This is a genomic window from Lacihabitans sp. CS3-21 (genome assembly GCF_024343675.1).
In the GTDB taxonomy this organism is placed as follows: domain Bacteria; phylum Bacteroidota; class Bacteroidia; order Cytophagales; family Spirosomataceae; genus Leadbetterella.
The window spans coordinates 20,223-33,003 of record NZ_RJUD01000006.1 but is presented as its reverse complement, the minus strand read 5'-3'; the positions used below and the strand labels follow the sequence as shown (position 1 = coordinate 33,003).

9 protein-coding genes are annotated in these 12,781 nt (G+C 38.4%); 7 read left to right on the top strand and 2 right to left on the bottom strand.

Going from position 1 to position 12,781, the window contains the following annotated elements:
* Positions 1–171: 171 nt before the first annotated feature.
* From dinB to EGI24_RS05540, 3 genes are all read left to right on the top strand, one after another.
* A complete protein-coding gene (dinB, locus tag EGI24_RS05550) occupies positions 172–1,401 on the top strand; it encodes a DNA polymerase IV (RefSeq protein WP_255047364.1) in 1,230 nt (409 codons plus the stop codon).
* Positions 1,402–1,625: 224 nt separating this feature from the next.
* The gene (locus tag EGI24_RS05545; protein WP_255047363.1) at positions 1,626–2,441 is read left to right on the top strand and encodes a glutaminyl-peptide cyclotransferase; all 816 of its coding nucleotides are present in this window, start codon (positions 1,626–1,628) and stop codon (positions 2,439–2,441) included.
* Between the two features lie 120 nt (positions 2,442–2,561).
* Positions 2,562–3,980, top strand: coding sequence for an amidohydrolase (locus tag EGI24_RS05540; RefSeq protein WP_255047362.1), 1,419 nt, complete (start codon positions 2,562–2,564; stop codon positions 3,978–3,980).
* 98 nt (positions 3,981–4,078) lie between these two features.
* Here the strand turns inward: EGI24_RS05540 and hemA are convergent, their stop codons facing one another.
* Entirely contained in the window at positions 4,079–5,332 is a 1,254-nt protein-coding gene (gene hemA / locus EGI24_RS05535; RefSeq protein WP_255047361.1) for a glutamyl-tRNA reductase, read from the bottom strand.
* Positions 5,333–5,539: 207 nt separating this feature from the next.
* Here hemA and EGI24_RS05530 point away from each other — a divergent pair, with 207 nt between their 5' ends.
* The 4 genes from EGI24_RS05530 to EGI24_RS05515 all read left to right on the top strand — a co-directional run bounded on the left by EGI24_RS05530 (position 5,540) and on the right by EGI24_RS05515 (position 11,166).
* Positions 5,540–6,733, top strand: a complete 1,194-nt coding sequence (locus EGI24_RS05530) for a PAS domain-containing sensor histidine kinase (protein ID WP_255047360.1) — start codon at positions 5,540–5,542, stop codon at positions 6,731–6,733.
* A 136-nt stretch (positions 6,734–6,869) separates the two neighbouring features.
* Entirely contained in the window at positions 6,870–9,065 is a 2,196-nt protein-coding gene (ppk1, locus tag EGI24_RS05525) for a polyphosphate kinase 1 (protein WP_255047359.1), read from the top strand.
* Positions 9,066–9,212: 147 nt separating this feature from the next.
* The gene (msrA, locus tag EGI24_RS05520; RefSeq protein ID WP_255047358.1) at positions 9,213–9,746 is read left to right on the top strand and encodes a peptide-methionine (S)-S-oxide reductase MsrA; all 534 of its coding nucleotides are present in this window, start codon (positions 9,213–9,215) and stop codon (positions 9,744–9,746) included.
* Between the two features lie 601 nt (positions 9,747–10,347).
* The gene (locus EGI24_RS05515) at positions 10,348–11,166 is read left to right on the top strand and encodes a hypothetical protein (RefSeq protein WP_255047357.1); all 819 of its coding nucleotides are present in this window, start codon (positions 10,348–10,350) and stop codon (positions 11,164–11,166) included.
* 427 nt (positions 11,167–11,593) lie between these two features.
* Here the strand turns inward: EGI24_RS05515 and EGI24_RS05510 are convergent, their stop codons facing one another.
* A complete protein-coding gene (locus tag EGI24_RS05510; RefSeq protein WP_255047356.1) occupies positions 11,594–12,769 on the bottom strand; it encodes an acetyl-CoA C-acyltransferase in 1,176 nt (391 codons plus the stop codon).
* Between the last annotated feature and the right edge of the window lie 12 nt (positions 12,770–12,781).

Genomic DNA, 12,781 nt, shown 5'->3' with positions numbered 1-12,781 from the left:
ATCCAAGTTTGTGTCATCACAAACTTCGCCCATCTCCGCCCAAGTTTGTACCCTCACAAACTTTCTCTCACTCTACAAACCTTAGCAAAATAATTTTTGCTAAAAATACAAGCAATACTCTGCTAAAATAATTGTCAATTTTGAGCTACGAATATTACTTATACTTAAAAAATGAAATCAGCAACAACACGAACCATTGCTCATTTCGACCTCGACTCCTTCTTTGTGTCGGTCGAAAGGATCAAAAATCCTAGCCTCATAGGCAAACCAGTGATAGTGGGTGGCATGAGCGAGCGTGGCGTAGTGGCCGCCTGTAGCTACGAAGCCCGAGCTTTTGGCGTAAGCTCAGCCATGCCCGGCAAAATGGCCAAACGCCTCTGCCCCGACGCCATCTGGATCCGTGGAGACTTTGAGAGTTATGTAAAATACTCCGACATGGTCACCAACTTAATGGAAAGCAATCTGCCCTTACTAGAAAAAGCATCCATAGACGAATTCTACGCCGACCTCACGGGCATGGATAAATACTTTGGTAGCTACAAATACGCCACTGAGCTGCGGCAGCGGGTAAAAAAAGATACAGGCCTGACCATATCGCTGGGCATGAGTAGCGGCAAAACAATATCAAAAGTAGCCACCAACGAATGTAAACCCAACAACCAAAAGCTCATACCGATAGGCGAAGAACGCTCATTTCTGAGCCCTTTGGCCATAAGCAAAATGCCCATGATAGGCAAAGTAACAGGCCAACAGCTACGCAACATGGGCATTACGAGCATAGGCATGTTGGCCGAAATGCCCAAGAAAATGGTACAGGCCGTGTTAGGGCAAAACGGCGTCAGCCTTTGGGATAGGGCCAACGGCATAGACAACAGCCCGGTGGTGCCTTACCACGATCAAAAGTCGATGTCGAAAGAAATGACCTTCGACAAAGACACCACTGATGTAAGCCTGTTGCGGTCTATTCTTGTAAAAATGACCGAAGAACTCTGCTACGACCTCCGCCGCAAAAACCGCTGTGTAGGGCAACTTTCGGTCAAGATCCGATACTCCAACTTCGACACCCACCTGCGGCAGCTGAGTGTAAGCTACACCGCCAACGACGACCAACTACAAGAAAAGGCCCTAGAAATATTTGAAAAACTCTACGACCGTCGCTTACTCATTCGGCTCATTGGCGTGAAGTTTGGCAAATTGGTGCCAGGCTATTCGCAGATTACACTTTTCGACAAGTCCGCCCACATGGCCGACCTCTACCAAGCCATGGATCGCATACGCCACAAGCATGGCATCAAGGCCGTGGGCAAGGTGTTTGGCATGCAGATGTACGAACGTCGCAAGGAAACAAAAGTAGAGGGACTTGGCCTACCACCCGAAAAATTGAGGAAAATGTATCAATAGGATAATTGGTTAAAGTGGTAATTGGTTAATTTTCGGTATATAGCCAGACCGCAGGTCAAACCCAAAAAGTAGATAGAAATAAATTATGAAATAGACTTTGGAAACACTCAATTAAAAAGAAATGCTTTACACAATTATTCAAATACACCCCAATTCCACCAAATAATTTGAAAAACTCTCTGTTTCTACAGATATTTACGTTTAGAAAAAAACAATGAATAGATATGTTTAGAAACATTATAGGGATATTGGCGGTATCGGTTTGGGTATTTGCTTGCGATAAAAAAAGCACTGAAACTACTGAAACTACAGAAGAGCCCGCATCAACAGCCACACTCAACTACAGCATAGTGGGTAGCTATCCACATGACATACAGTCTTTTACAGAGGGCTTATACATAGACAACGGTCAGATATTCGAAAGCACGGGCTCACCAGAGGAACTTACTTATACACTCTCGCACCTCGGGCCAGTAGATACCACCACGGGAAAAATAATCCCTAAAGCAGCCATAGACCGCAACAAATACTTTGGCGAGGGCATAGCAAAGCTCGACGGAAAAATATTCCAGCTCACTTACAAAGCCCAAAAATGCTTTGTTTACGATGCCAAAACTTACAAACAAATAGCTGAATATCCTTACGCCAACGCCGAAGGCTGGGGTATGACCCACGACAGCACGCACCTTATCATGAGCGACGGCACCAGCAAACTCACCTATTTTAGCCCTAAAGACTTCTCAAAAATCAAAGAAATCAACGTAAGAGAAAACGGCTACGCCATAGATAAAATCAACGAATTGGAGTATGTGGGAGGTTATATCTATGCCAACATCTGGACAACTAACCAAATAGTAAAAATAGACACCAACACGGGCAACGTAGTAGCTAAAGTAGATATGGGGCCACTTTTTCTGGAAGCCCAAAAACTCAACCCAGGCCTAATGGAAATGAATGGCATAGCCTACAACCCAGCCAAAGGAGAGTTTCTGATTACTGGCAAACTCTGGCCAAAAATATACAGAATCAAGTTTTTGTAAAGCTTTGAATAAGTATATCTTATTGTTTTATCTACAAAAAGACCAGATATCACCAATTTGAGAAACTTCTTTTTAGAAAAAAACTTATATTTACTCAACAAACCAAAAACCTAAAACCCAATGAAAAAAACACTGTTATTTATTCTTCTTACAAGCCCCTTGCTTTTTGCACAAACCAAAAAACAAGTAATTGACGATATACAAAAAAGACAGCCAGAGTATAGCTCCATGGCCATGGACATCTGGAATTTTGCCGAGGTGGGTTATCAAGAATACAAAAGCTCAGAGCTTCTCCAAAACACGCTCAAAAAAGAAGGTTTCACCGTAACTGCTGGCGTAGCAGATATTCCAACGGCCTTTGTGGCTACTTTTGGTTCGGGCAAGCCTGTTATTGGAATTTTGGGAGAATTTGACGCTCTTCCAGGCCTTTCACAATCAGCAAACCCAGAAAAACAATCGCTCAATGGCATAGCAGGCCATGCTTGTGGCCATCATTTGTTTGGTGTAGGCTCTACAGCAGCAGCCGTAGCCGTAAAAGACTGGATGAAAAAAACGGGTCAAAAAGGCACAATAAAATTTTATGGCACACCTGCAGAAGAGGGCGGATCTGGAAAAGTATATATGGTACGTGAGGGCTTATTTAAAGACGTGGATGTGGTATTGCACTGGCATCCAAGCTCTGACAACTCTGCCAATGCATCAAGTTCATTGGCCAACAAATCGGGCAAGTTTAGATTTTACGGTCGCTCGGCTCATGCGGCAGCTTCTCCCGAAAATGGTCGTTCGGCATTGGATGGTATAGAAGCCATGACACACATGATCAATATGATGCGTGAACACGTTCAAGAGGATTCTCGTATTCACTACGTGATTACACAAGGAGGAAAAGCTCCAAACGTAGTACCAGACTTTGCTGAATTATACGTGTATGCTCGTCATCCCAACCGCACCAATGTAAAAGAAATGTGGGAATGGATGGAAAACATAGCCAAAGGAGCTGCACAAGGCACGGGCACAAGAGTAGAGGTAGAAGTATTGGGCGGCGTGCACGAACTCTTACCCAACGAAACGCTTGCCAAAGTAATGCACAACAACATGAGTATGGTGGGTGGATATGTAATGACACCAGAGGAATTGGCATTTGCAAACAAAATATTACCTACTCCAGGGATGTTCAAAAGCTCTCTTGATGCTACTACTAAAGTTCAAGAACTTAAACTTGAGAACTCTGCCAATGGCGGATCTACAGACGTGGGTGATGTAAGCTGGGCTGTGCCAACAGTGGGTTGTAGAACTGCCACTTGGGTACCAGGCACACCTGCCCATAGCTGGCAAGCTGTGGCCGCTGGCGGAACAAGCATAGGAGTAAAAGGAATGATGATAGCAGCCAAAACTTTGGCATTGAGTGCGATAGACTTATTTGAAAATCAAGAACTTATTCAAAAAGCTACAATAGAATTTAAAGAAAAAACGGGTGGTGATTTTAAGTATGAAGCTTTGCTTGGCAACAGAAAACCAGCTTTGAATTATAGAAATTGAGCTCGGTATTTTTTTAAACTCTTTGGAACAGAAGCAAAAAAGGCGACAATTTCTTGTCGCCTTTTTTCAATATTTTTAACAGAGATATATCTTCACAATTAAACACTTACTTTCTCCAAATCAAACAAATCGTTCAAGACATCAATAAGTGTATCGGCCTCTCCACGCTTGCAAGCAGCCTTAAGCTGAAGTACCGGTAGTTTTATAATTTTCTGCATCATAGCCGCAGTTACTTTGTCCATTTTCTCCGCTTCTTCAGCACTCATGGTTTTCAAATATCTAGACATTTCGTCTTGACGTATTTGTTCCAATGCGTTTTTGAGTTTTTGTATGGTTGGCGAAACCATCATCTCTTTCGACCAATTAGCTACCTCCAATACCATCTCACTGATGATGGTTTTTACTTGTGGAATAGCCGACTTTCTTTTCTCTAAGGCTTCGTCTGATCGTTTTTGTATTTCATCAAGGCCATATAATACCACCCCAGGAATATTTTCTACTTCAGACTCAATACTTCTTGGTACTGAAAGGTCAAACAAATAGGTTATCGCTTTTTTATTGGCCAAATAAGCAGCTTTTACAACAGGTGATTCTGCTCTTACTGAAGAAATCACCACATCAAAGTATTGAATCTTCTCAGACAAATCCATGTAATCCAATACTTCCATTTCGAAAGATTTCGCTATTTCTACCGCTTTCTCTTTCGTTCTATTACAAACACTAACATTCTTAATTCCTTTCTCAAACAATGTTTTGGCTATGTCTTCACCAATCTCCCCAAGTCCCAAAACCAAAATGCTCGGGTTGACCAACATCGGCAAGAAACTTTCCATTAAATCTATCGTCACATAGCTCGTAGAAGCCGCTCCATCTCTAAACGATGTCTCTTGTACCAATCTTTTGTTGGCATAAAATACCGTGTGCAACACCCTGTGTACAAACGGCCCAGCCATTTGCATATCAGCTGACCATTGGTAGGCATTCTTTACTTGATTGATAATCTGCTGATCTCCAATTACCTGTGACTGCAAACCAAGTGCAACCTCAAAAAGGTAGTTTGTGGCAGCTGATTCTTCATTGATGATTTCAAAATAACTTTCGATTTCTAAAGAAGATACGCCTTTATTAACAGCCAATAGTTTGATAACTTCCGATGAAAGGTCTAAGTCTGACTTAAAATAAACCTCCGTGCGATTGCAAGTAGATATAACCAAGGCCTCAACTACTCCTAATACCTCTTTAAGTTTCAAATAAAACGCCTTTGTTTCGCTTTCATCCAAAGCTAATCTTTCCCTTATTTGCAAAGGTGCCTTTTTGTAAGAAATTGAAACTACTCTAAAACTCTCGCTCATTACCTTGATATTTGAAAAATATTTATGCAAAAATACGCCCTAGCTACCCTATATTTGTTATGACAATAAGCAGTTTTTGTAATTTAGAAAAATTCTAAATTAGAATTTCCTGTCTTCCATCATGTATAACTACGACCAAATTCCAAGTTTAGATTCTAACATGGAAAAATAATAACTAAAATCCGAAAAAATATTTTTTGAAAATTGATGAAAAGAAATAGATTATTCCACGATTTGTATGTGAACATTTCAACCAAAAGGATCATTCTGACAGCTGTGCTTTTGGTTTTTGTGGTGGGCGTGTTGTATTACTTTAATGAGGTTCGGAAATCTCTAGAAGATAGGGAAGAAAAATACGCCCGTTTATATGCCGAAGGTTTGGGTTTTTTTATAAATCAAGGAGTGAACAACGATTGTGACTACACATTTGTAGACGAAGTAATAAAAGCTAACGAAACTGTTCCGACTATTTTGGTGACCGATGGCAGTCCAAATATCTATCTCAATATACCCGAGCTAGAAGATAGCACCAAAAAATGGGACGAGAAAGAAAAGGAAAAACTACTACTTGAAAAAGTTGCAGAAATGGCTGAGGAACACAAGCCCTTGGAGTTTACCGTTGGAAAAAGCAAGGGATATGTTTATTATGCCAACTCTACCATTGTCAAACAATTAAGCTATTTCCCATATATTCTTATTGCAACATTCTTGGTTTTCGGCACACTAGCCTACTTGACCTATTCATCCTCAAGAAAAGCCGAACAAAATCGTGTATGGGTAGGCTTGGCCAAAGAAACGGCACATCAGTTAGGCACCCCAATCTCAGGATTAATGGGTTGGATAGAAGTACTGAAAATTAATCCAGATTTTGATAGTTCTATTGGAGACGAAATGCTAAAGGATATATCAAGGCTCGAAACCATCACCAATCGTTTCTCTAATATTGGCTCAGAACCTACCATGAAAGAGGAAAATTTAGGCGAATTAATAGAATCGGCAGTTGAATACTTGAAAAAACGCATTTCCACCAAAATAAACTGGACGCTGATCAACAATCTAGAGAAACCATATATACAGAAAATAAACAAAAATCTCATAGAATGGGTGGTAGAAAACCTTTGTAAAAATGCAGTGGACGCCATGGGAGGCATTGGAAATCTTGAAATAAAAATGAATTATAATTCCTCAGGAAAACTAACGATGGATATTTCAGACACCGGAAAAGGGATGAACAATGCGGTTCAACGCAAAGTGTTTAACCCTGGATTTTCAACTAAAAAGAGAGGTTGGGGACTTGGATTAACTTTAGCAAAAAGGATAATTGAGACTTATCACGGTGGCCAAATTTATGTGCTTAAATCAGAGATAGGAAAAGGTACAACTTTTAGAATAATAATTTAGAAAAAAGCCAAATTTCGAGAGCTTACTTGCGTTAATTAGGAAATATTTCTTGGAAAAGAATTAATATTGTCATAATTATATTTTTCAGAAATTTGCAAAATATTTTATCCCAAAATTTAAAGATTAAAGATTCCAAATGGGTAGTGTTACAGAAGGTGTAGTTTCGTTTTTTAAAGACTTACTTGATTTCAATATGGAAAGTGAGTACAGGTATAATCCCACCATTAAAGACCAAAAATCAGACAACAACATAGAAAAATCAGACTTTATCAGTCGAGATTTAAGTTGGATGAAATTCAACGAACGTGTACTTGATCAGGTAAGAAAAACAGATTTAAACATTTTTGAAAAGCTCAAGTTTATGGCCATAACGGCCTCCAATCTTGATGAATTTATGGCTGTTCGGTTGGGCAGCTTGTACAACTATATAGACTATGATAAAGAAAGAATTGATTATTCAGGCCTCAGAGAGGTGCAGTTCAGAAAAGTCCTTCTCAATCAAATAAAGAAATTTATTGACGAGCGAAATCGTATTTTCAGAGAAGACCTTGAACCTGAATTTGAAAAAAATGGATTCAGAATTATAAAATATAACAACCTAGATGACAAACAATTAGATGAGGTAACTGATTTTTTCGAAAATACAGTTTACCCAATGCTTACGCCCATGGTATGTGATCACACACATGCTTTTCCAAACCTTCTGGCCAAAAGTTTGATATTGGGAATAGTATCTATTGAGCAACAAACTACGCTTTTTCCCGAAACCGAAGACAACAAAAAACTCTCATTTGTGCAGATACCAACCAATCTGCCAAAATTCTATGAATTTGAAAATGAAGATGTAATAGACTTTTTGCCAACAGAGGAAATCATCAGAAATCAAATTGGTAAACTGTACAAAAACGTAGCCATTGAGTCGGTTGACCTTTTCAGAATAGTAAGAAATGGAGATTTTACAATAGACGAAAATGATGACGTGGATGCAGACTTTGTAGACGAGGTAAAAGAAAAAATAAGAAGTCGACAAGCTGGAAGGGTAGTTGGATTGGTGATAGAGACTCGTCCATCAGAATACTTAATGGAAATATTGAAGAAAAAATGGGAAATTGACAAATATAACATCCATGTAAACAATGAGTTAATGGATTATACTAGACTTTGGCAAATTGTAAACCATGCCGAGTTTAAGCCTTTATTGCCTCCCTCTCCAAGCACTTTGGCTCCATTAAATTTTAATAGGGAACTTAGTATTTTTGATGCAATCAAAGAAAATGATATTCTTTTGCACCATCCTTACAACAGTTTTGAACCCGTACTTAATCTGCTAGAAAAAGCAGCCGATGACCCAAATGTGCTTTCAATAAAGCTCACCATTTATAGATTGGCCAAAAACTCAAGGATAACTTCTGCACTTCTCAGAGCGGCAGAAAACGGAAAACATGTTTCAGCACTTTTTGAAATTAAAGCCCGTTTTGATGAAGAAAACAATATCAGAGAGGCGGAAAAATTACAAAAAGCCGGTTGCTTTGTAATTTATGGAATCGGTTGGCTGAAGACCCATACCAAGTTGATGCTTATCGTTAGAAAAGAAGGTCCAAAAGTGATACAATATGCCCATTTGGCTAGTGGAAACTATAACGAAGATACTTCTAAACTTTACACAGACATCGGTTTATTGACAGCCAATCAAGACTACACCAAAGACATTGCAGAGTTTTTCAATGTCATCACTGGTCACTCGCAACCAGCTGGTTATAAAAACCTTATAACCTCCCCAAAAAACATGCGTAACTCGCTGATTGAACAAATCAGAAATGAAGCAAAAAATGCTTCTCAAGGCCTTCCAGCTGGAATATGCTTCAAAGTAAACTCTTTGGAAGACAAAGATATCATTGAAGAATTGTACGCAGCTTCTAACAAAGGCGTAAAAATAGAATTGATTGTACGTGGAATTTGCTGCTTAAGACCTGGTCGCAAAGGCTTGAGCGAAAACATAAGTGTAAGATCTTTGGTAGGTAATTATCTCGAACACGCTCGTATCATTTATTTCCATAATCAAGGCCAACCAAGGCTTTATGGGGGCAGTGCCGACATGATGGTGAGGAGTTTTGACAAACGCATAGAATCGCTCTTTGAGTTTATAAATGAGGACATCAAACAGCAGCTGATAAACATCCTAAAAATAAACTTACTTGACAACTGCAATACCTATATTTTGAAAGAAAATGGCGAGTACCAAACTATCAGAGCATCTGAAAATCAAATAAATATCCATAAATATTTCTTTGACAAAGAAAAACAGAATTTAAAAGTAGGGGAGTTGTTTTAAGCAAATTGTGAAGCTATTTTGCAAATTTAAGAACCAAAAAGAAACAGTAAATGGCTTATTATTGTTTTTAGGCTATCGATAGAGAAATATTCAGCAGAAAACCCAACACTCAAAAACAATCATAACAAGATAAAAGAAACAAATAAAATGGAGAAAGCAACATTAGCCGCAGGGTGTTTTTGGTGTGTAGAGGCTATATATCAACAATTAGAAGGTGTAGAAAAGGTAGAATCAGGCTATGCAGGTGGCAAAAATGCAAACCCTACTTACAAAGAGGTTTGTACAGGAGAAACTGGTCATGCTGAGGTTATTCAGGTTACTTATGACCCAACAAAGATTAGCTTCTTGCAGCTTTTAGAAATATTTTTCAAAGTACATGATCCTACCACGCTCAACCGCCAAGGTGCCGATGAAGGTACCCAATATCGATCTTCTGTTTTTTATCACAACGATGAGCAAAAGCAAATAACCGAGGATGTCATAAAAGAATTAGATGCCGCAGGTGCCTATACCAACAAAATAGTAACGCAGCTTGAGCCTTTCACGAAGCTCTATGTGGCCGAAGACTACCACCAAAATTATTTCAACGACAACGGCGACAAAAACCCCTACTGCCAGTTGGTAGTAAGACCAAAAGTAGAGAAATTCCAGAAGGTTTTTAAGGAGAAATTGAAGCAATAAAGTACTGAAAAAATTTACAAAAAGGAGACTTACAATCAGAAGTCTCCTTTTTTGTTGATAATAAGTGACTTACCCCTGTTTTCTATAAATAGTTTGTAACATAACAAAGGCAGTTTTGTCAGTTTCTTGTAACAAAACAAGGGCAGTTTAAAGAAAACGTAAAGCGATTTTTCAAATCGCTGAAGAATACAAAATCCAAATCATAAATACCGCGATCTGGAAAATCGCACCACTTAGATCTACTCTTTCACATGTTCCGAAAGTGCATTTAAAAGCTAAATAAATTAGGATTTTCAGTCCCAATAAACTTAATTTAAAGCAAAAATGATTTTGATTACAAGGCATACCCAATAAATGATTAGCATGCTGTTTACTTTATAACTTCTACTATTCCTTGGGTGTGCAAAGGTTCCACGCTCATAAGTACGAAAAGTGACTTTTAGCCTCATTATTAGAGTATTTAAACAGGAATTGACAACACAGAGTAATAGAAATAAATGAATGGTTAAAGAATTTATGGTTCTTCGGTTAAAAACTGGAATACACACGTATGTTGGTAGAACCATGGCATGGCAAAGGTTAAATGATATGAAAAATTTATATGGGACAAACTAAAGAAAAAAGCCTCAGAGTTAAAGAAATTAGAAATGGAATATTTTTTTATAAAAATGAAGAAGGAATAGGGTTTTATAATCAAACAGGAATTAAGTTGATGCCAAGCTTAGAGAGTGAATTAATAGGAAATTTAATAAGCTATGTCGGTAGTATTTATGTTTTATTAATGCATAATAAATTTTTCGTACCAAACACTACCATAATACATAATTATATTAGAGATTCCGATACCTATACCACTGATGAAATAAATTATTTAGATAATCAAATTTCTTTAGGCTCTTGTCAACCTTATAATCCTATGGGTACTGGTGTATATGTTATGTCTAGGTCTCGTTTCCATACCTTTCAAAGTGAAATTGATAGATTAAATTATATTTCTGAATGTCATTACGGTTCATTATTAAGCTTCAGTAATAAATTTGAATTAGAAACCAAACCAATAAAAGAAGCTTTTGAATTTTTAGGAAAATCAGATTGGTATTTCCCGCATTATTATTCAGCTAACATAAATTCACAAAAAACGCACAAATGTTGGATACAGACTTTGCGTGGTTATAAAAGTGATAGTTTTAGATTAGCATTGCAAAATTTAAATACTTTAGAAACAATATTCTTCCCCATTACGCAAAAAGAACCATATTTAAAAATTCATATTGAGAATAATGAAAATGATAGTATAGATGATGTTCCTCTTCACTTTGAAACAATTGGATGGCGGAAAGGAGATATATTTCATTTTAAGTGGGGAGAAAAAGAAAAATACGAATTTAGATTGAAGGAAATGGAATTGATTAAAATATAAAATTTAATACCTCTAACTTAATAAAGTGAGCCTTTAAATAGTATTCATATTTCTAAAAGAATAGTTAAATTGAATTGAAGTTGATAAAAACTGAAATGACAAAACAAATACAAATGTTAGCAATAATTTTTCAAATCTTGCTTTTGGTTGCTTGCCAAAGTGAGGAGATATTGATAGAGCCACCTGTTTCGCTCAAGAGAAATGAAAGCCCAATTTTTTGTTGATTATAAATGGTTTAGAGAAATTTTATAAGAATATTTTGTAACAAAACAAGGGCAGTTTAAAGAATACGTAAAGCGATTTTTCAAATCCAAGAATAACGCAATTAAAAATCATTACCAATGCGATTTGAAAAATCGCACCACCTGAACAAAAAAAAACGCCCCCATTGCTGGAGGCGAATTCTATCTTTTACACAATCAATCTATTACAAAAGCTCATAAATACCTGCCACGCCTTGGCCTCCACCTACGCAGGCTGTTACCATACCGTATTTTTGGTTTCTTCTACGCATCTCGTTGAAAATCTGCACAGAAAGTCTCGCTCCAGTAGAACCCAAAGCATGTCCCAGAGCAATGGCACCACCGTTTGGATTTAGCTTGGCTGGGTCTATTTGTAGTTCTTTTACCACAGCCAACGCCTGTGATGCAAAAGCTTCGTTAAGTTCTATTTGGTCAATGTCATCAAGTTTTAATCCAGCCTGAGCCAATGCCTTCGGAATAGCAAAGACTGGCCCGATGCCCATCAAACTTGGCTCACAACCAGCCACAGCATAAGATGCCATTCTGGCAATGGGCGTCAAATTCAATTCTTTCATCAATCGCTCGGACATCACGAGCACAAACCCAGCTCCGTCAGATGTTTGTGAGGAGTTTCCTGCAGTTACGCTACCTCCTGCTGCAAAAACTGGCTTTAGTCTTCCGAGTACCTCCACGCTGGTGTCTGCTCTTGGGCCCTCGTCTTTGGTTACCGTATATTCTCTGGTTTTCTTTTTGCCAGAAGCCGCATCAAAGTAGGTTTCTTTCACTACTATTGGCACAATTCCGCTATCAAAATATCCAGCAGCCTGAGCCGCAAGTGCCTTTTGGTGCGACTGATACGAAAACTGATCTTGCTCGTCTCTCGTGATTTTATATTTCTGGGCGACATTTTCAGCCGTTAATCCCATTCCTACATAATAGTCAGGATTTTCGCTTGCTATGCCGTAATTCAGAGCCGTTTTATAACCTGTTGTCGGTACCATCGACATAGATTCTGTACCACCAGCTATGATACAATCTGCCATACCAGCTGATATTTTACCCACCGCCATAGCTATGGATTCCACACCAGAGCCGCAGTAACGGTTTATCGTCACACCCGGCACAGTTTTACCCAAAGCCAAAAGCGAAATATATCTGGCCATTTGCATACCTTGTTCGGCTTCTGGGACAGAGTTTCCTACAATGATATCGTCTACTCTCGTAGGATCTAAAGCAGGTACTTTGCTCAACAAATGCTTGATAACATCTGCTGCCAAGTCATCTGGTCTTGTAAATCTGAAAACACCTTTGGGAGCTTTTCCCACCGGCGATCTATATCCATCAATTATATATGCGTCCATTTTTACTAAATT